The following is a 19,517-nucleotide window of genomic DNA, read 5'->3' as shown; positions in this document are numbered from 1 at the left end:
GGGGCGCTGAAGTGGACGGTACATCACCGAGCGGGGCGCTCCACATCAGCGCACAGGATGTGGGATCGCGGGTCGTGCTGCGTTACCGGCTGGATCCGGCGGATCACGGTCAGTTCGGCGAGACGCTAAGCGACCTGGTTGGAGAATTGCTGGAGTGGACCGAGGGCGCGCAGGGGCAGGCCACGGTCCGCCGACGCTCCGGCGAGCAGGTCTCGGTGAAGCTCGCCCGCGTCGTCGCCGGGAAGGTGGTTCCGCCGCCGCGTCAGAAACCTGCCGGCTGAAGGCTTCCGCCGCCGATCGCGCTCACTGCTTACTCCCACCCTGCTTCACACCCGCACTGCTTGGCAGCCTCGCCGCGTTACTGAACAGTCGGGGCGTACCCGGCGGCGCTGAGCCGCTCGACCACCGCCTCGGCGTGGTCCGGGCCGCGCGTCTCCAGCGTCACCGCCACCTCCACCTCGGCGATGCCCAGCCCGGCCGAGGTGCGGCCGTGCTCCACGTCGACGACGTTGGCGTCGACTGCGGCCAGCTCGGCCAGCAGCTGGGCGAGCGCGCCGGGCCGGTCGGTAAGGCGCAGCCGCAGTGAGAGGAACCGTCCCGCGGCGGCGAGTCCGTGGCGGATGAGCCGCAGCAGGAGCAGCGGATCGACGTTGCCGCCGGAGAGCACTGCCACGACCGGGGGTTCGAACCGCGGCTCGCCGGATCCGAGCTGTCCTGAGGCCACTTCCTGGGCGGCTTCGAGCAGCGTGGCGACGCCTACCGCGCCCGCGGGCTCGACCACCAGCTTGTTGCGCTCCAGCAGGAGCAGCAGGGCCTGGGAGATCGACTCCTCGGACACCGTCACGATCTCGGTGCCGAGCCTGCGGATGATGCCGAACGGCAGCTGGCCGGGGCAGCCGACCGCGATGCCGTCGGCCATGGTCGTCATCGAGGTGATCGGTGTGGGCGACCCGGCGAGCAGCGAACCCGGGTAGGCGGCGGCTGCCGCTGCCTGTACCCCGACGACGCGCACGTCCGGGCGCATCGCGTGCAGCGTCGTGGCGATGCCGGCGAGAAGCCCTCCCCCGCCGGTGGCCGCGACCACGGTCTTCACCTGCGGGCACTGCTCCAGGATCTCGAGCGCGACGGTGCCTTGGCCCGCGATCACATCGGGGTGGTCGAAAGGATGAATGAGCGCCGCGCCGGTGTCCTGCGCGAAGGCCCGCGCGGCGATCAGCGCCTCGTCGACGGTGGTGCCGGCGAAGCGGACCCGCGCGCCGTAGGACTCGGTGGCGGCGACTTTCGGCAGCGGCGCGCCTTCCGGCATGAACACTGTGGACTCGATGCCGTGCAGGGTGGCGGCGAGGGCGACGCCTTGGGCGTGATTGCCGGCGCTGGCGGCGACGACGCCTCGGGCGCGCTCCTGCGGAGACAGGTTGTGGATGCGTACGTATGCGCCGCGAATCTTGAACGAGCCGGCGCGTTGCACGTTCTCGCACTTGAACCAGACCTCGCCGCCGAGTTGCTCGGACAGCGGCCGGGACCAGGCCAGCGGGGTCGGGCGGACGACGTCGGCGAGCAGCTTGCGCGCGGCGAGCACGTCGTCGAGGGCCACGGCGGGGGTGTCGCCGGTAGTGGTGGTGGCCTGCGGTTTGTCTCCCGGCGTGGTGTCGCCTTCGACCGCGGCCCGCTCCTTGTGGGTAGCCATGGGCTCAGGCTACGCGGATCGCGATCTCGGTTCGACGGTCAAGCGGTCCGGCGGCCGGCTGAGTGGAGCCGCAGGTCAAAAACAACTTGCATGGCGCAAGCAACTAGGCATATAGTTGCAAGGCACAAGCAACTTCCTGGAACCCTATCCGCGGATGGTCTACATGTCGGTCCACACTCACGAGCGGTCCTCGCAGCCGCGCGCCGGCGATCCGGCGCTCGACGCGCAGGCCGCGACGGCGCCACCGACCATCGCGGACGTACGCGAACTGAGCGACGCGATGCGCGCGCTGTTCATGCAGGCGAAGAACCGGCACCGGGCGATGGAGAAGACCTCCGATCACGGCCGGGTCTCCGTGCTGTTCGTGCTGTCGAAGGCTGGCCCGATGCGCGCCTCGGCGCTCGCCAAGGAGGCCGCGCTCGACCTGTCCACGGTCAGCCGGCACCTGCGGACCCTGGAGGAGGAGGGTTACGTCGCCCGAAGCGCCGATCCGGACGACAAGCGGGCGTTCCAGGTGGGAGTCACCGAACGGGGACACGACTTCGTGGAGCAGTTCTGGTGCGAGCGCGCGACCGCCATTCGCGGCGCGCTGTCCGCGTGGACGGCCGACGATGTGCACGCCCTGACAAAACTGCTCGACAGATTCGTGCGCGACACCGAAGGATGCTTTAAATGAACGCACCCGCGACGGCGGCCGACGGCCGTCCCATGATGTCGCACCGGCAGATCATGGTGGTCTTCAGCGGCCTGATGCTGGGCATGCTGCTGGCCGCCCTCGACCAGACCATCGTGTCCACCGCGCTGTGGACCATCGTCCAGGATCTCGATCCGGTGCACGGGCTGGCCCACCAGTCCTGGGTGGTGACCGCGTACCTGCTCGCGTCAACGGTCGTCACGCCGATCTACGGCAAGCTGGCGGACCTGTACGGTCCGAAGAAGATATTCATGTTCGCGATCAGCCTGTTCCTGGTCGGCTCCGCGCTGTGCGGGATGTCGCAGAACATGGGCGAACTGATCGCGTTCCGCGCCCTGCAGGGCCTGGGCGGCGGCGGCCTGATGGCGCTGGTGTTCACGATCATCGGCGTCGTGGTCCCGCCCCGGGACCGCGGCAAGTACCAGGGCTACTTCGGCGGCGTGTTCATGCTGGCCATGGTGCTCGGCCCGCTGATCGGCGGCTTCTTCACCGACCGCAGCCACCTGTTCGGGACCACCGGCTGGCGCTGGATCTTCTACGTCAACCTGCCGATCGGCATCCTGGCGCTGATCGTCGTCTCGATCGTGCTGCACGTGCGCAACAACCAGATCAAGCACAAGATCGACTACACCGGCGCCGCCCTGGTGGCCGCCGGAGCCTCGGCCCTGCTGCTGGTCACCGTCTGGGGCGGCACCACCTACGCCTGGGGCTCGAGCACGATCATCGCCCTGATCGCGGTCGGCGCGGCGCTGCTGGCCGGCTTCGCGCTCTGGGAGGCCAAGGTGGCCACCGAGCCGATCCTGCCGATGCACCTGTTCCGCAACTCGATCTTCACGGTCTCGAACCTGATCGCGCTGGTCCTCGGCATGGCGATGATGGGCTCGCTGATCTACGTCTCGACCTACCTGCAGCTTGTGGTCGGCTACAGCCCGACGATGGCCGGCCTGGCGATCCTGCCGATGATGGCCGGCATCATGCCCGCCTCGATCATCGGCGGGCGGATCATCTCGAAGATCGGCAAGTACAAGGCGTTCCCGATCGCCGGCACCGCGATCGCCGCGTTCGGCATGTTCCTGATGTCGCGGCTGACCGAGACCACCGGCGCGGCCGAGCGTGGCGTGTACATGTTCGTGCTCGGCCTCGGCATGGGCCTGGTGATGCCGGTGCTCACGCTGGCCGTGCAGAACGCGCTGCCGTTCAAGGACATCGGCACCGGCACCTCGGCGAACCTGTTCTTCCGGAACATGGGCGGCTCCTTCGGTACCGCGATCTTCGGCGCGGTCCTGATCAACCGGTTCAACCACTACGCCGCGATCGACCTGCCGAAGGGCGCGGGCCTGAGCGGCGGCGGCAGCCCGAACGGCCTGAGCCGCAAGGCGCTGGACGCGCTCAACGTGCAGCACCCGGGGGTCGAGGCGGCCATCCTGCACGTCTTCGTGCAGGCCATGTCCGTGGTCTTCCTGGTGGCAGCGGCGACGATGCTGGTCGCGTGGGTGCTCAGCCTGTTCCTGAAGCAGGTCCCGCTACGCGCGATGGGCGCGCCGGCGCCCGAGGGCGCGGTGGAAGGCGGCGCGCCACAGGACGCGGTCGGAGGCGCTACCGCGGGAGCGGCTGCGGCCACGACCGGGGACGCGGCGGGCGACGAGGCCTCCGCCACAAGCGACGCGGCACCAGTGATGCACTAGCACTGGCGGCGCACGAGACGGCATCGATCCGGGTGCGTGACACGCATCCGGACCAGCCGGATCCACCCTCAGCCGGGGGCGCACCGGGCCACTACGCTGGCCGGGTGCGCCCCCGTCGTTTATCGTCCCCGCTCTCGCTGCTCGCACTGCTCGGTGCCGCGCTGGCGAGCGTGATCGTGACGGGGGCCGGAGCGGCACAGGCCGCGGAACGCACGGCTGCCGGGCCGCCTACAGGGCGCGTCGTCGTGATCGGGATCGACGGTTTGCAGTGGAGCGATGTAACGCAGGCCGGGATGCCCACGCTGTTCAATCTGGCGCGGCACGGCAGCATCGCCTCGCTCGTGACGCGCGCCGTGATCAACGACACGTGTCCGGCGGACGGCTGGCTGACCCTCAACAGTGGCACTCGGTCGTTTTCCGGCAGGGTGATGCAGTACCCGGCCGGGACGAGTTCTGCGACATCCCTCATTACGCTTCCGCAGACGTACTGCACGCCGTTGCCCGACACCCCGCAGCGCGCCGGCTCATATGACATTCCGAACTTCTCTGCGTTCACGGCGCCGAACAATGCGTATAGCTACGCCCCGGTTTTCGGTTCGCTCGCTGCACCGATCACGGCCACGGGTGGTTGCGTTGCGGCGTCAGGTCCGGGCGCCCTGCTCGGAGCGGCTGACGCACACGGGCACGTCGCTAACTACTTGGGTGCGCCGGATGCCCTTACGCAGAGCGATCTCTCACAGTGCGCGCTGACGCTCGTCGACCTCGGCGGCGTCACCGCCTTACCGCCGCCTGCCGCGGCGATCCAGCCGCAGCCGCCGATCGACCGCGTGTACCCGTATGCGGCGCTCGACTCCGAACTCGGGTCGCTCATCTCACGGCTGCCTACGGGCACGACCGTGGTCGTCGCCGGTCTCGATGACTCCACGACCGAGCCGCAGCTGCACGCGCTGCTCGTGTCAGGCGCGGCGCAGACGACAGCGACGAGCGGGGGCACAAGCACCACGAGCTTCGACGGTAAGCACTGGCTCTACGCTTCTTCGACACGGCATGCCGGCCTTGTGCAGACCCTGGACCTGACGCCTTCGCTGTTGCACTGGGTCGGTCTGACGCCGCGGCAGATCTCCGCCGCCGACCCGAAGTCGTTCATCGGAGCGCAGATCAGCACGCGGGGCAACGCTCCGTCAGATCCGGCCGGAGCGATCGTCACTCAGGCCTGGCTCAACACCGCCAACCAGACCTTCGCCCAGACCAACGGCCGATTCATCACCTGGATGGCGCACGCGATCACGATCCTGGCCTGGGCGGCCGGCCTGGTTTTCGCCGCGGTGCGCTGGCTGCCGCAGCGGTACTCCCCCGGCCGATTCGACCACCGGTTCCCGCGCCTGCGCCGCTGGCGCACCGGCTTGACCGGGGCGGTCGTCGTCTGGGCCACGGTGCTGGGCGCCGTCGCCCCGGCGTCTTTCCTCGCGAACCTGGTGAACTGGTCGGCCACCTTCGCCCCCGGCCCGATCCTGTACGCGACGATCGCAAGCATCAGCGCACTGCTGGCCGCGGCCGCGTTCGCGGCCTGCCGGCTGGTGCCGCCGTTGCGCGGGCAGCCGCTCGCCCCGGCCGGGTTGCTCGGCCTGCTGACGCTTCTGATCATCGCGGCGGATGTGGCGACCGGGTCGCGGCTCCAGGCGCAAACCCCGTTCGGTCTCTCGTACGTGATCGCCGGACGCTTCTACGGGATCGGTAACAGCGCGGTCGGTGTCTACTGCGCCGCCGCGATGATCGGTTCTGCCTGGCTCGCCTCGCTGCTGATGCCGCGTCAGGGGCCAGGTGAAATCCCGGCGCACACCTGGCCGCACACCTTCCGCGAGGCCGCGGAGGGTTGGCTGCGCCGAGCGGCGCCGGGGCGGCTCGGCCTAAGCCGGTTGCCGGACGCGACGCGGAGCGAACGGCGGCGCGCGCTGATTGTCGTGGCGGCGGTCGCTCTCGTGGCGGTGGCTGCCTGTGGCTATCCCGGATGGGGCGCGAAGTTCGGCGGCACGATCGCAATGGTGCCCGGGTTCGTGTTGCTGCTGTTCCTGATCGCGGGCCTGCGGATCACCTGGCGCAAGGTCCTGGTGGTGGCGATCAGCGGCGTGGTGGTGGTCTCCGGCTTCGCGGTGCTCAACTACCTGCAGCCGGCCGGGCAGCGCTCGCATTTCGGCAACTTCGTGGCCTCGATCTTCGACGGCGGCTGGACCGGCACGATCCACCGGAAGATCGACACGAACCTGGCCTCGATCAACAACGACTGGTTCAGCCACTACGTGCCGTGGATCCTGTTCTGGACCCTGCTGGCGATCGTCGCCCCGCGCCTGGTCGGCGCGCGCTCGCTCGCCTTGGCCTACGCCCGCGAACCGTTCGTGCGCTGCGCGTTGTGGCTGGCGCTGATCACGGTCGCGATCGGCTGGTTCGTCGACGACTCGGGGATCCTGGTGCCGAAGATGGCGCTGTTCCTGGCCGCGCCGCTGGGCGTGCTGAGCGTCGCGTTGACACTGCGGCCGGACGCCGTCGAGGCCGACGGCGCGTCAGCTGACGCGTCGGCAGCAGATCCGGTCCGTCGGGTGCAAGACCCGGTGGCCGGCGGTCAGTCCGTGGGCGACCAGTAGCACTCCGGATGCACGATCAGCGCCGCCGCGCCGACCAGACCCGCCTCCTGGCCGAGCGCCGCCGGGACGACGCGCACCTCGCGGGCGAAGTCCAGGCGCAGCCGCTCGCGTAGCGTCGCCTCCAGGGGGTCGAACAGCAGCGGCCCGGCCTGGGAGAGCCCGCCGCCGATCGCCACCACCTGCAAGTCGCCGAGGACGGTCGCCGCGGCGATCGCGAGCCCGAGCGCCCGGCCGGCGCGGGCCAGCGCCTTGAGCGCGATCGGGTGGGAGCGGCGCGCGTCGTCTACCAGGTCACGGCCGGTGCGTTGGTCGGCCGGCACGCCCGGTCGCCAGCCCTGTTGCGCCGCCCAGCCGGTCAGTCGCGGACCTGACGCGATCGCCTCCAGGCAGCCGATCGAGCCGCACGCGCACTGCGGCTCGTCGGCGTGCACGATGACGTGGCCGATGTGCCCGGCGTTGCCGCTGTGCCCGTCGATCAGCCGGCCGCCGAGGATCAGGCCGCCGCCGACTCCGGTGGACACGACCATGCCGAGCATGTCCTCGGTGTGCATCCCGGCGCCGCGCCAGTGTTCGGCGACCGCGAGGCAGATCGCGTCGTTGTGCACGCGCACCGGCAGGCCGGGGAACGCCTCGGCGAGCCGCGCGCGCAGCGGGAAGCCGCGCCACGCCTCGATATTGAGCGGGGAGACCTCGCCCTGCGGCCATCGCATGGGGCCGCCGCAGCCCACTCCGACGCCGACGAACTCGGCCGGGTCCGTCTTCAGCTCGGCGACCAGCCCGAGCAGGGTGCGGAAGATCATCTCGCCGCTGTCGGTGACGCCGGGCTGCGGGGTCGCGGTGCGCAGGTTCTCCAGGACCCGGCCCTCGCCGTCGACGACGCCGACGGCGAGCTTCGTTCCGCCGACGTCGATGGCCAGGACTCGCTGCTCGGTCGTCTCCACGGCGTGCGTTCCCTCCGGCGTTTGTCTGAATGCGATCAGCGGTGCCGCCTCAGCGCCGCTGCGACCGTACCCAAGGGGGCAGCGACTTAGACGATTAGACGATCTTCGCGTCCGGATCCGCGAAGGCGAGCACGGAGGCGGTGTAGCCGTGCAGGTGGTTTCGCCCGCCGACCGGCCCGATCTCGCCGGCGCCGAAGAATCCGGAGACGGCGTTCGTGCCGAGCCCCGCGCGCACCGCGAGAATGTCGTGTCCTGCGCCGAGCGGCTGTGGGAACAGGTCTCCGGCCCGGCCGTTGCAGGACACGACGAGCGCGCCGCCGATCGTGGCGTAGCCGGGCCGGTCGCGACAGGCGGTCAGTACCGTGTCCAGCTCCCGGCCGGCGCTGGCCGCGTCACGCAGTTGGAAGCGCACGGTACGGCCCACACTGATCACGTCGCCGACCGCGACGCCGCCACGCTCCGGATCGGTGCCGAGCACGCCGCGGATCAGGAAGTCGCCGCTCTCGTGCTGGTCCGCGTACTCGTCCATGGCGAGGCCGAGGTGCAGGCCGGTCGAGACGGCGTGGCGCTCGCGCTCGTCGAGTTCGTCGAGGATCTCGCGCAGCTTGTCCAGCGCGGGTTTCCCGGCCAGGCCGAGCAGCATGTTGCCCTCAGCCGCGGTGACGGTCATCGTCGGGCCGATCGGACGGCAGCCCTGGCTGACCGCTATGGCCGCCTCCACGGGACCGCCGAGCATCACGCCGACCGCGCCCTCGTCATAGGTGGCCGAGCCGCGGATCAACCGGGCGGAGCCGCGTCCGGCCAGTCCCGGCACCAGTCCGCCGACGAACGGCAGGCCGGGCAGCGCCTCGTTGGAGCGCTCGACGAAGCCGTCCGCGGGGAAGCTGTGCGGATCGGCCAGCACCAGCACGACCCGGTCGTCCGGCCACGGTTCGGGCAGTCCGCCGACGGCGATCGAGTCGGCCTCGCGGGTCGCGCGAAGGTGGAAGGGCCGCACGCGCACCCCGGGCAGCCGGCCCGCCCACACGGCCACCGCGGGCTCGCCGCCGAGCAGCGGTCCGACCGCGCGGGCGTCGCCCATGACGCCGGGGGTCAGCGCCCCGACGACGACGCAGCGTTCGTTGCCGGTGGCGGCGACCATGGCGTGCACCGTGGCGGCGACCCGGTCGGCGTCGTCCGGATCCGTCACCCCGGCGAACACGGTGACCAGGTCGGGCGCGCCTTCCACGGTGGAGAGCGCGCCGTAGGTGGCGCGCCGCGCGGCGCGCTCTACGTCCGTGTCCACCGCGAGGCCCTCACCGAAGCGCGACATGTCATCCATGATTCCATCACCGGCCGCACCGAGTTGCTCCCGTTGCCGGGCATTGGCTGCCGAATCGGGTGATACTTCCCTCTTGATGGCACCCGAAGGCCGAAAATCTCCGCGAACCTTAAAGTTCGCTGCAACGCGAAGGCGGGTTGAAGCGTCCTTAGTCGCGACCGAACGCATACGGGTGGATCGGGTTCGGGGGCCGGCGAAATGAGGGGTGTATGCGCGGCTTGGCGGTCACACGGATAAGCCGGCACGGGCCGACTCGGCACCGACCGCATCGGAGCGCGTTGACCTGGGGTGCGTTGAATCGGGGCGTCTTGAATCGAGGCGCCTCGAATCGGCACAGCCCGGTCCGGCTACTGGCGGTGGTGCTGAGCGCGGGGGCGCTCTGCGCGTCGGCCGCCTGCTCGGTCACCACCGCACCGGCCGACCCGCAGCAGGTTGCTCACGGGGTCGGCCACACGGGCGGCAGTGTGATCGTCCACATCGGGCCGCCGAGCCCCTCGCCGACGCTGCGCGGGCCCAAGAACTGGCCGCGCCCGTGGGACCATCTCGACGACCCTTGCGCGGCGCCCCCGGTGATAGCGCACCGTGGCGAGGGCGGCATCAACGCGCCGCTGCCGGAGAACACCTCCACCGCTGAATTGGCCGCCGCCGCGCAGGGCGCCTCGATGCTCAACGCGGACGTGCGGTGGACCAAGGACAACGTGCCGGTCGCCATCCATGACGCGTCGCTCGACCGCACCACGACCGGCACCGGCCCGGTGCTTTCGGTCACCGCCGCCCAGTTCACCGCGCTCGGCCTGAAGTCCAACGACGGCAAGCACCGGCTGCCGCACAATCAGCACCCGCAGACGCTCGCGCAGCTGCTCGCCGCGGTGAAGCGCACCGGCCGGCCGATAGTGCTGCAGATGGAGGCCGACCCCTTCGCGGCCGGAGGGGCGGGCCAGGCATCGATCAACGCGCTGGCCGCGGTCATCTCAGCGTCCGGATACGCTAACCGGGTGGTGGTCGGCGGCTGGGAGGCCGACGACGTCAGCGCGTTCTCCGCAGCCGCGCCGGACGTGATGACGGCATACATTCAGGAGTCGGGTAACCCGTCAGCGTCGTCGATCACCGCGACAGGTGCGCGGATTCTGTATATCGACTTCGCGCGGATCACTCGTGCGCAAGTCGTTGCGTGGCGCGCGGCTGGATTGGCCGTTTGGGTGTGGACGCCGCCGTTCTCCTCGCAATGGGTACGCCTGCGCGGGATCGGGGTGGATGCGATCGCGACGAACTGGGTGCCCGCTTATACGCACTGGGCGCCGCCGTGCGCGGCGGTGCCGTTCTCCTGAGCGGGCCGTTCTCCTGAGCGGGCGGTGCGTTCTCCTGACTGAGCAGAGCCGTGCGCGCCGAGCCTGCTGCTACGCCGGCTTGCGTGCGAGGCCGAGCACGTGCGACGCGGTCGGATCCGGCAAGTAGAGCCGCGGCGGGAAGCGGAACCGGCTCAGCGCGCTGATCTCGAATCCGGCGGCCGAGACTGCCGCGCCGGTTTCCCGCGAGCAGTGGCAGCCGGCGCCGAGCAACGGCCAGACCGTCGCGTCGAGCACACGCTGCCCCCACGCCGCCGCGCGGCCCTGCGAGCGCACGTGCTCCATGAAGCGGAACTCCCCGCCCGGGCGCAGAACCCGGCGGACCTCGTCGAGAGCAGCCTGCTGATCCGGCACGGAGCACAGCACGAGCGAGACGACCACGGCGTCGCAGGAGGCGTCGGCGAGCGGCATCCGCTCGGCCACGCCGCCGATCACCTCGATCTTGATGTTCCCTGATGACCCAGTGCTCCGCGCGACCTCGTCCGCGGCCTGCCGCGCCTTCGCCCGCAGGGTCGGCTCCGGCTCTACCGCGACGAGCCGGGTCACCTCGACCGGATAGTGCCGGAAGTTCAGGCCGTTGCCCGGGCCGATCTCGGCGACCTCGCCGCTGAGCCCTTCCAGCAGCCGCCTGCGGTACTGCGCCAGGCCGCCGCGGTCCATCGCCACCGAGACCCGCGAGTAGTACTTGGCGAACCACGGATGTGCTCGCCTGCCGCTGCCTGCCGGACTCGGCGGCGTCTGCGTCACTACTTCTTCACCCATACCTGATAGGTAGTCGGCCCGTATGAGGTCTGCACGTTGTATTCAGACACTATTCGATAGGGGCTGATCGGCGAGTGCAGGCCCTTGAGGATCGCCTGGTCGACCTCGGGCGTGGTGGTGCCGTCAATCGCGACGACCTGGAAGTAGCCCTGTTCGACCGCCGTCTGGTACGCGATGTCCCCGGTCAGCCACTGGCCCTGCCAGTCGAGGTAGAGGAAGGCGAAGGTCGAGGTGAACTGGGAGGGCTCGGCGTCGGTGTCGCCGCGCAGGTAGTAGATCGGCACCTCGTCGATCTCCACCAGGTAGTGCGCGCCCGGCTTCTGGTACTGCTTGATCGTGGCCACGAGGCGGGTCGCGTCCGGCCAGCCGCGGAACATGATGTGCGATTGCGACATGCCGAAAGCGAAGGCCACCACCGCGGCGCCGATGCCCAGTTGCAGCCGGCCGAAGTGGCCGCCGACCATCCGTACGAGGCCGTAGCCGGCCAGCGGCGCGGCGAACATCAGGCCGAAGCCGATGTGCTTCTGGAGCGCGACGTCGGTGTGGATGCGCAACTGGTTCGCCGGGGCGAGCAGCGCGGTGCCCAGCATCAGCGCGACCAGCGCCACGCGGCCCCACTTGCCGAGGGTGAGCCGGGAGTCGACGTCTGGTCGGTGCCGGAAGATGTAGTAAAGGCCGCCGACCACCGCCACGGCGAAGACCGGGGCGCCCCACTTGCCGATCTCGGTGAGCAGCGTCTGTGTGGAGGTGCCGCCTTGTGCTCGCGCCGTAGTGGTCTGCTGGATGCCGTGCACGTACGTCGGTCCGGCGAGCTTCAACGCGCCGTACGCCATGGAGCCGATCATGGCGGTGAGCGATATCGGACGCAGTAACGCCCAGCGCCAACCGTGGTAGGGGATGGCCGTGATGCAGGACAGCACGATGATCGTCGGTACGAACAGCAGCGATGCGTACTTCGTGCCGACCGCGAGCAGCATCGGCACCACAGCCAGCGCGTAATACGGCCAACTCGACAAGGCCCCGCGCACGACGATCCACGCCGCCAGCGCGAGCAGGAAGACGCAGGGCGCGTCATAGGTGGCGAACCCGCCCATGAAGATGGCAGAGGCCGTGGTGCCGAACAGCCCCGCGCCGCACAGCGCCGAGCGCACGCCGAACAGCCGACGCCCGGTCAGGTAGACCAGGCAGGTAGCGCCGAGCATGAACGCCAGGCTGAGCAGGCGGGCCGCGAACACCCCGCCGATCTGGTCGGCGATCGCTCCGACGATCGGGTAGAGCACCGGGGCGCCGGAGAAGTAGGCGGCGAAGTTGTCGATGGGCTGGCCGTTGAGCAGATGCGCGAGTTCGAGGTGACCCGAGTAGAGGTACAGCGCCTCGTCTTCGAACGCCGTGTTGTTGTTGCGCAGCGAGAGGAAGGCCTGGACGAAGAGGATGGCGAGCAGCAGTCCGCGGCGCGGCGTCGGGATCAGCCGGGAGAGGCCGGTGCGGCGCTTGCCCGCCAGCGAGGCGTCCGCCTTGCGCTCGGCCTCGCGCAGTGCGCCGACGTTGATCAGCGCGGTCTCGATCCGGTCCGTCGACCAGTCGGCCGGGCGGATCAGGATGCCGGTCTCCTCGAACGGGACCGTGTCGCGCCAGGAGACCTTGTCCCCGAACCGCTTGGGCGCGGGCCTGTTGACCGAAGGGGCCTGCTGTGCGCCGGGAGAGTCGGGCTCGGTCGGCAGAGGCTGCGGCGCCTGGTCTGGAGGCGGAGCCTGTCGGGGCAGCGCCACCGGCAGTGTGTCCGATTCCTCAGCCTCGGCCGGGGGCGCGTCCGGGGCGTTCGATCGGGGCGGTGCGACGGGTTCGGACAGCACCGCCATCGCGTCCGGGGCGATCAGCAGGTCGGGCGGAGTGGCGGCGTCCGGGACGACCTGTCCGGGTATCCGGACCCCGCCGGTCGGATAGACGACCGTGAACTCGGGTTCCCCGTCCAGCTCTTCGAACCCTGCTTCGGCGGATTCCGGCGTGCGCTCGCTGAGCCGATCCAGCGTTTTGTGTGACTGGAACAGCTCGTATAGCAGGTCGCGGCGCTCCTGCGCGGTCCGATCCGGCGTACCTGGCTCCTGCCGGTCGGTGCCCGGCGTGCGGCCGCCATCGTTCATCGTGCTGCTCATCGGGCGGCGCCCACGTTGAAGCCGAATTCGCTGGCCGCCACGTCCGATCTGAACGCGGCCTGCACCGTGGGCCGGTTCTCCAGCCGCCAGTCGCCCTGGCGGTTGTAGTCGTACCAGACGAAGCCGAGTATGTCGTCGTGCGTGGCCACGGCGTTGAACAAGGCGTTGACTGAGGCGACCTGGTTGGACCCGGCCTGGACGCCGGTCTCGGCGATGATGAACGGCTTGGCGGTGAACTTGCGGATGTCCAGCAGCGTCGGCAGGAACAGCGAGGAATAGGTGTGCGGGCCGTTGACCGTCCAGTATCCGGTCACGCCGATCCAGTCCACGTACTGGTCTCCCGGGTAGAGCGGCTGTAGTTGGATGTTGGGCACCGGATAGATGTCGTTGGGGTCCCAGATCCAGATGACGTTGGTCGCGCCGACCTTGGTGAACAGGTCGTGCACGTGTCGCCAGGCAGCCACGAAGTCGGCGGGGGCGGTCTGCTTGGTGCCCCAGGGGTACCAGTCGCCGTTCATCTCGTGCCCGAAGCTCAGCGCGATCGGCAGGTTCAGCGAGCGCACCGAGGCGGCGAACCGGCTGACGTAGTCGTCTGAGGCGCCCGCCGCGATCTGCTGCATGGTGACCCCGAACGGCTCCCAGACCTGGAAGTAGAGCGCGCCGTACGCCCACGCGTTCTTGACCGCCTGGGTGTCCAGGCCGGTGTTCCAGCCGACGTACGCGCCGAGCAGGTTCGGCTTCTTGCCCACCCAGGAGGCGAACTGCTCGGCCGGGGCGATCGACGAGGGCGCGCCCGGCATCTCGAGGCCGATGTACTTGTGCGCCGGCTTGATCAGCGGCTTGACGTCGAACGCGGGCTGGGTCAGGTTCGGCGCGGCGGAGGTTCCCGCGCTCGCGCCTGCCGCGGCGGGGCCCGCGGACGGGGTCATCTTCCACGTCGCGGCGTCGCGCACCACCGAGCAGCCGGAACTCAAGCCCACGGCGAGGCACAGCGCGAGCAGCGGGACCGGGACCCGGCGCCGGCGGATCATGCCGCGGCGGGATTCGGTCGGGCCAGCACGCGTGCGGCGGTGGCCGCGTAGAAGAGCCCTGAGGCGAGGAGCACCATGAAGTTGAACGGATCCATCGTGTACATCCGCCACAGGCACAGGCCGACCCACACGGCGGCGGTGACCGCGGTCCAGCCGATCATCCCGATCCAGAACCGCTTGTTGCGCCCCTGCTTCTTCGAGGACGAGCCGGAGGGCTGCCAGCCCATCCGGTTGTTGCGCAGCACGTCCCAGATCGTGAAGACGTGCGCCCAACCGTAGACCATCCGGCAGGCATACGCCTCCAGCCGGTACGGCGCCCGATGCCACAGCGGGAAGATCACCCCGGCGTAGATGAGGCCGGGCACCACGTAGATCAGGTTCGTGATCTGCAAGTCCTGCGGCAGGCCGATCAGCAGCGCGATCGGCACGATCGGCAGCACGAACGTCATCAGGGCCGTGTGCACGTAATAGAAGAACCCGGACAAATAGCTCAGCCGGACCCGGAACGGCAGCTTGGCGTGCCAGAACTTGCGGCTGCCGAGCATGCTCATGTTCCCGGAGCACCAGCGGTACTGCTGGTTCACGTAGGCGGCCAGGTTGTCCGGGCACACGCCGGTGGACAGCGCGATCGGCAGGTACTTCAGCCGCCAGCCGCGCAGGTAGAGGTCGAATCCGGTGTGCACGTCCTCGGAGTGCTCGATCAGGGTCATGCCGCCGTTGTCGTCGAGGGCGGCGCGCCGGTAGACCGCGCAGGTGCCCACGCAGATGGCGCCGTCGTAGCGGGAGAGCGAGGTCTGCACGGAGCGGTAGAAGAGCTCCTGCACCGCTCCCGCACCGCGCTCCAGCCAGTTTTGCGAGTCGAGCACCCGGAAGAACTGCGGCGTCTGCACGATCCCGACGGTCGGGTCCTGCATGTGCGGCAACGTCTCGTCCAGCATGTCCGGCCGCGGCGCGAAGTCGGCGTCGAGCAGCAGGATGAATTCGCCGCGCGATATTCGGTAGCCGTAGAGCAGGTTCCCGGCCTTCTTGTACCAGCCGCGGTTAGAGCGTCCCGCATATACATAACCGAATTCTTGAGCCATGCGGCGCAACTGCGGGCTGTCCGAATCGTCCAGTACGTACACGTTGACTTCGCCACGATAATGCGCGGCCATCAACGCGACGTGGGTCCATGTGTTGCGCAACACCTCGACCGGCTCGCCGCACACCGGCAGCAGCACGTCCACCGAGGGATAGACCGCCGGACGCCAGCTGTCGACGACGGCTTGGTGCGCGGCCAGGTCGAAGTCCTTGGCGGCCGCGTTGACCACGAGGGAGACCACGAAATAGGCGATGGTGAAGGCCAGGAAGGGCAGGTAGGCCCAGAACCAGGCGGAGACCTCGATCATCCGCACCTGGCTGTAGATCAGGAAGCCGAAGCTGATCACCGAGGCCCAGATCAGCAGCATCGCCCTGCGCTTGACGTACGAGTATTTCTCCACGTCGTCAGGGGGCTGCGGCAGCGACGGGTTGGGCGCCGGAGGGCGTCCGACCCGGGGTATCCGGCTGGTCCCGGCCGAGGCGGCGTGCTGCGGCATCCGTTCGATGCGAGCGCCCTCGACGACGTCGGTCACGTCGAGCCACCCCTCCTGGACCAGAGGTCGAACCATCACGAGCCCGGCAATGCTATCCCCTATCGCGCGCCGCACAACAGCGTGTGCGGTACAGGTAACTTTCAGCCCACTTTTCATGAGGATCTCTTGAAGTTCGTGCGCTACCGGTGGATAGAATCCCCAATCACCCCGGCCGCAGCGTGGCGACCTCCACGGTCGGCGGGGTTCAAGCACCGCCGCTCGTATGTAAGGGGTCGCATGGAAAGCGCCGCATCCATTCTCGACGGCATGCGCGCGGCGATCCCGCAGGGGCGGGTGAAACTTGACCAGTCAGAGGTGAGGCTGCTCTCGGAGCTGACCGCACGCCTCGTGGCCGCGCGCCCCGACGCTCTCGCCGAGTACCAGCGCTTCCAAGCGATACGCGAGCGCGGGATCTGCCTGCCGCGGGACGCGACGACGCAATGGCTGGTCGGGCGCACGGTGCTGGTCACCGGGGGCACCGGCTGTATCGGTTCGATGCTGATGGAGCAGCTCGCGGCGCTCGGCCCGGGCCGGCTGGTGAGCGTGAGCCGCGGCACGGTGCAGCCCTGGCGGCTGCCGCCAGGCGCAGAGTATCGCGAAGCGGACATACGGGATCGAACCGCGATATCAGAGCTTTTCGCCGAGCTCAAGCCCGACTTGGTGTTCCACGTGGCGGCCCAGCGGGAACCGGGCCGCGCCGAGGTCGAAGTGCACCGAACGGTGACCACGAACATCTTCGGAACCCGCAACCTCCTGGACGCGGCCGCAGAGCACGGGGTGCAGCACGTGGTGTGCGCATCGACCGGAAAGGCGCTGCGGCCTTACTCCCCGGACATTTACGCCGAATCCAAGCGCATCGCGGAATGGCTCATGGCGCGCGCCGCCGCGGGGTCGCAGCTGCTGATCACGGCCGCGCGGTTCACGCACGTCGTGGACAACTCGATCATCGCCGACCGGCTGCGCAACTGGTGCAAGGCCGGCGTGATCCGCCTGCACAGCGCCGAAATCGACTTCTACGCGCAATCCGCGCTCGAATCGGCGCAGCTGCTGCTCGCCTCGGGACTGAGCCCGCGGCGCGGCGTGGTGCGAATGCACGCACTGCGCAATCTGGACTGGCCGGTCAACCTGCTGGACCTGGCGATCGGCATGATCGTGGAAACCCGCTCCAGCTCGCCGATTTACATCGCAGGGTACGAAAGCGGATACGAGCCGGAGGCCTTCCCGGGCCTCTACGATCCGCGCACGGCCGGGTGTCTCAGTCCCCTCATCAACGCCTTCGAGGCGGCCTCTGTGGTGCCCGGAGACTGTACGGACACCGACGCCTTCGAGCTGCGCGCGCCGAGCGACGACGCCGCCGCGCTGGAGGCGCTCGCAGTGCTCGAAGAAACCTGCGAGAAGTCCGAGGACTCGGCGGATTTGCGCGGCCCGTTCGAGGCGCTGTCCCTGGCGCTGCTCGACAGTACTCTGCGAGACGTGCCCAAGCCCGCGCTGCAGCGCTCGATCCAGCTCGCCACGGCGCGGGGCGCGGCGAGCCGGGCTCACGACCGTCTACTCGACGCCCTGCGCCGCTGGGCCGCTTAGTAAGCCGCGACCGAGTCGCCATCCCGACAAAGGCAAAGGGTCAGGCGGCAGGCCTCAAGCCCACCGCCCGACCACTTCGTCCAAGACCCGCCGCTAGCTTCCCTGCCCCATGGACAGGTATGGAATCAGCTGGTTGATCTGCTGCCGGAATCCGGCCGGTACACCGCTCTGGTTCAGCGCGGACTGCAGTTGGCTGACGCCCGGCTGCACCGAGGACTTGGAGCCGATCTCCTGCTGGATGGTGCCCACCGCCTGATTCAGCGGGCCCTGTGCCTGCTGCGGAATCTGGCCGGCGGCTTCGGCCTGCGAGACGGTCTGCTGGATCTGCTGCAGCGCCTGGCCGGGGCTGGCCGGGGCGGTGGCAAGAGGAGTGACCGAGTAGCTGGGCGCCGCGGTCACGCCGCCGCCGGCCCCTGGGCTCGCCGAATTCGATCCCTGAGTCGGTGATGCGGCCGAACTCGCCCCCGGCGTGGTCCCGACTCCGCCCGCCTGACTCGAGGTGGCGCTCGGCGAAGCGCCGGACCCGCCCTGTCCACCGGTGGCCTGCCCGGCCGTGGACGGCGAGCCGGTCGGTTTCGCTGACGGCGACGAGCCGCCCGCGCTGCATCCCCAGACGATCGCGCCGACGACGAGCACGACGATCGTGATGGCGACATAGAGCGCTGATTTAGGTCGCTGCGGTGGCGAGCCGTGCCGGCCGGACGGTGAGGCGGTCGGTGTCAGTGGCGCGGAGGCCAGTGCGCTCGCCCCGGCCCGGCCGGATCCGCCGCGTCCGCGATTTCCACCGCCGCTCCCGCCGATCGCCTCGGCTGCGACCCCGACCGCGACGCCCGCGCCGACAAGCTCTCCGGCTGCCGCGCTTTCCTCGACGACCTCGGCGTATCCGACCTCTTCCGCCGCTGAGACGACTTCGGCCTCTTCTACTACTTCCGCCGTCTGCGCCGCCTCGGCCTCTGCCGCTCCCACCTCCGCGGCCGCAACTATCGCCCCCGCGACGACCGCGGCCGCTGCCGCCTCGACGACCGCCGCGGCCTCTCCCTCTTCCTCCACCGCTGCCACTTCGGCGGCGTTCTCCCGAACCCGTAGCGCGGCAATCAGTTCGCCGACCGTCGGGCGCGCACCGGCCTCGCCGAGCGCAGCGACCAGCAGCGCCGCGAGCTGTGCACGCAGCCCATAGGTCGCCACCAAGTTCGCCTCGGCCCACGCGCGCCGCCGCTCCACCAGGTCAATCGTCAGCAACTGCGGCGCGGCCGCACTCTCAGGGCTCGAAGCCGCGTCGAATCCGACCCCGAACTCCGCCTCCACGGCCTCGACGCCGGCGAGCGCGATGCAAGCCAGCCAGGCCAGCGCGTAGACGTCGGCGGCGCTGGTCAGCTCGCTCTGCGCGGCGACTTCGAGCGCGGCGGCCGCGGCCAGGTCGATCAGCAGCACGCCGTTTTCGGCGAGCAGGAACGAATAAGCGGACAGATGCCCGTGGACGATCTGCACCTCGTGCAGCACCTTGAGCACGTCGGCGATCCCGACGAGCACCTCGAGGATCTCCGCTTCGGTCAGCGCGCCGCGCAGCAGCACGGTGGCCAGGCTCTCCGCCTCCACCGGCTCCAAGACCACGTATCCGACGCGCTCGACCACCGCATCCGCGATCTCCCGCGCGCCCTCGCCCGCCGCCTCAGCCTCGACGCCCTCAGCCTCAGCTCCCTGCTCAGCCTCAGCCTCGACCTCGACTTCGACCTCGATCTCGCCGAAGTCCAGCACCACCGGCAGCGCCGGGTGATTCAGCCTGCGCAGCGTGGAGACCACGCCGGCCAGGTCCGCTCCGGAGGCGTAGGTGTCGCGAGCGGCCGCGACCTGAAGCCAGACCTCGACGCCGCGCGTCTCGTCCAGCGCGAGCCAGTACTCGTATTCAACGCCGGTCAGCGTGCTGTCGGCGACGGCGAAGCGGGTCAGCCGCTCGACCACGCGGTAGCGGTCGGCGACGAAGGCGCCCTGCTCGATTGCGGAAATCCCCACCACGCGCGGCACTGTACACCAGAACACGGCGGGCGCCACAAGGCTTGATCCCGC

14 protein-coding genes are annotated in these 19,517 nt (G+C 69.7%); 6 read left to right on the top strand and 8 right to left on the bottom strand.

The annotated features are described in order from the left end of the window. Window positions 1-11: 11 nt before the first annotated feature. Window positions 12-281, top strand: a complete 270-nt coding sequence (locus VFA06_RS19520) for a hypothetical protein (RefSeq protein WP_324842072.1) — start codon at window positions 12-14, stop codon at window positions 279-281. A gap of 77 nt (window positions 282-358) precedes the next feature. Here the strand turns inward: VFA06_RS19520 and ilvA are convergent, their stop codons facing one another. Beyond that, window positions 359-1,687, bottom strand: a complete 1,329-nt coding sequence (gene ilvA / locus VFA06_RS19515; RefSeq protein WP_324842071.1) for a threonine ammonia-lyase — start codon at window positions 1,685-1,687, stop codon at window positions 359-361. Between the two features lie 163 nt (window positions 1,688-1,850). On the opposite strand from ilvA, the gene VFA06_RS19510 reads away from it, so the two are divergent. The 3 genes from VFA06_RS19510 to VFA06_RS19500 all read left to right on the top strand — a co-directional run bounded on the left by VFA06_RS19510 (window position 1,851) and on the right by VFA06_RS19500 (window position 6,705). Then, on the top strand, window positions 1,851-2,363 hold the full coding sequence (locus VFA06_RS19510) for a MarR family winged helix-turn-helix transcriptional regulator (protein ID WP_324842070.1): 513 nt from the start codon (window positions 1,851-1,853) through the stop codon (window positions 2,361-2,363). Continuing rightward, window positions 2,360-4,066, top strand: coding sequence for an MDR family MFS transporter (locus tag VFA06_RS19505; RefSeq protein WP_324842069.1), 1,707 nt, complete (start codon window positions 2,360-2,362; stop codon window positions 4,064-4,066). Before VFA06_RS19510 ends, VFA06_RS19505 begins: the two co-directional genes overlap by 4 nt. Before the next feature lie 104 nt (window positions 4,067-4,170). Continuing rightward, entirely contained in the window at window positions 4,171-6,705 is a 2,535-nt protein-coding gene (locus tag VFA06_RS19500) for a hypothetical protein (protein ID WP_324842068.1), read from the top strand. Here the strand turns inward: VFA06_RS19500 and VFA06_RS19495 are convergent. After that, window positions 6,684-7,646, bottom strand: a complete 963-nt coding sequence (locus tag VFA06_RS19495) for an ROK family protein (protein ID WP_324842067.1) — start codon at window positions 7,644-7,646, stop codon at window positions 6,684-6,686. The genes VFA06_RS19500 and VFA06_RS19495 overlap by 22 nt on opposite strands. A 94-nt stretch (window positions 7,647-7,740) precedes the next feature. Next, complete coding sequence (locus VFA06_RS19490; RefSeq protein WP_324842066.1) at window positions 7,741-8,967, bottom strand: FIST signal transduction protein; 1,227 nt, start codon at window positions 8,965-8,967, stop codon at window positions 7,741-7,743. A gap of 356 nt (window positions 8,968-9,323) precedes the next feature. On the opposite strand from VFA06_RS19490, the gene VFA06_RS19485 reads away from it, so the two are divergent. Beyond that, window positions 9,324-10,295 carry a glycerophosphodiester phosphodiesterase gene (locus VFA06_RS19485; protein ID WP_324842065.1) on the top strand — a complete coding sequence of 324 codons (972 nt, stop codon included), beginning with the start codon at window positions 9,324-9,326 and terminating at the stop codon, window positions 10,293-10,295. Between the two features lie 69 nt (window positions 10,296-10,364). Here VFA06_RS19485 and VFA06_RS19480 read toward each other — a convergent pair whose 3' ends face one another. From VFA06_RS19480 to VFA06_RS19465, 4 genes are read right to left on the bottom strand one after another with little or no spacing between them, the layout of a single operon-like run. Further along, window positions 10,365-11,075 carry a class I SAM-dependent methyltransferase gene (locus VFA06_RS19480; protein WP_324842064.1) on the bottom strand — a complete coding sequence of 237 codons (711 nt, stop codon included), beginning with the start codon at window positions 11,073-11,075 and terminating at the stop codon, window positions 10,365-10,367. After that, window positions 11,060-13,228, bottom strand: a complete 2,169-nt coding sequence (locus tag VFA06_RS19475; RefSeq protein WP_324842063.1) for an ArnT family glycosyltransferase — start codon at window positions 13,226-13,228, stop codon at window positions 11,060-11,062. Before VFA06_RS19475 ends, VFA06_RS19480 begins: the two co-directional genes overlap by 16 nt. Continuing rightward, window positions 13,225-14,259: a glycoside hydrolase family 26 protein gene (locus VFA06_RS19470; protein WP_324842062.1), complete on the bottom strand. Its 1,035-nt coding sequence runs from the start codon at window positions 14,257-14,259 to the stop codon at window positions 13,225-13,227. The genes VFA06_RS19475 and VFA06_RS19470 overlap by 4 nt, the downstream gene beginning before the upstream one ends. Further along, window positions 14,256-15,908 (bottom strand): glycosyltransferase family 2 protein, encoded by a 1,653-nt coding sequence (locus VFA06_RS19465; protein ID WP_324842061.1) that lies wholly within the window; start codon window positions 15,906-15,908, stop codon window positions 14,256-14,258. The genes VFA06_RS19470 and VFA06_RS19465 overlap by 4 nt, the downstream gene beginning before the upstream one ends. Window positions 15,909-16,109: 201 nt before the next feature. Between VFA06_RS19465 and VFA06_RS19460 the strand changes: the two genes are divergently transcribed. Continuing rightward, window positions 16,110-17,453 carry a polysaccharide biosynthesis protein gene (locus VFA06_RS19460; protein WP_324842060.1) on the top strand — a complete coding sequence of 448 codons (1,344 nt, stop codon included), beginning with the start codon at window positions 16,110-16,112 and terminating at the stop codon, window positions 17,451-17,453. A 93-nt stretch (window positions 17,454-17,546) separates the two neighbouring features. Here the strand turns inward: VFA06_RS19460 and VFA06_RS19455 are convergent, their stop codons facing one another. Beyond that, complete coding sequence (locus tag VFA06_RS19455) at window positions 17,547-19,466, bottom strand: RIO1 family regulatory kinase/ATPase (RefSeq protein WP_324842059.1); 1,920 nt, start codon at window positions 19,464-19,466, stop codon at window positions 17,547-17,549. Window positions 19,467-19,517 lie beyond the last annotated feature (51 nt).

The sequence above is a fragment of the Actinocrinis sp. genome (assembly GCF_035653575.1).
In the GTDB taxonomy this organism is placed as follows: domain Bacteria; phylum Actinomycetota; class Actinomycetes; order Streptomycetales; family Catenulisporaceae; genus Actinocrinis.
This window is presented reverse-complemented; position numbering and strand designations above follow the sequence as displayed.

Bases quoted from the DNA above. Each gene is read 5' to 3' on its own strand.
- ilvA (WP_324842071.1), bottom strand. From the start codon at position 1,687: ATGGCTACCCACAAGGAGCGGGCCGCGGTCGAAGGCGACACCACGCCG.
- VFA06_RS19510 (WP_324842070.1), top strand. From the start codon at position 1,851: ATGTCGGTCCACACTCACGAGCGGTCCTCGCAGCCGCGCGCCGGCGAT.
- VFA06_RS19505 (WP_324842069.1), top strand. From the start codon at position 2,360: ATGAACGCACCCGCGACGGCGGCCGACGGCCGTCCCATGATGTCGCAC.
- VFA06_RS19490 (WP_324842066.1), bottom strand. From the start codon at position 8,967: ATGGATGACATGTCGCGCTTCGGTGAGGGCCTCGCGGTGGACACGGAC.
- VFA06_RS19480 (WP_324842064.1), bottom strand. From the start codon at position 11,075: ATGGGTGAAGAAGTAGTGACGCAGACGCCGCCGAGTCCGGCAGGCAGC.
- VFA06_RS19475 (WP_324842063.1), bottom strand. From the start codon at position 13,228: ATGAGCAGCACGATGAACGATGGCGGCCGCACGCCGGGCACCGACCGG.
- VFA06_RS19470 (WP_324842062.1), bottom strand. From the start codon at position 14,259: ATGATCCGCCGGCGCCGGGTCCCGGTCCCGCTGCTCGCGCTGTGCCTC.
- VFA06_RS19465 (WP_324842061.1), bottom strand. From the start codon at position 15,908: ATGGTTCGACCTCTGGTCCAGGAGGGGTGGCTCGACGTGACCGACGTC.
- VFA06_RS19460 (WP_324842060.1), top strand. From the start codon at position 16,110: ATGGAAAGCGCCGCATCCATTCTCGACGGCATGCGCGCGGCGATCCCG.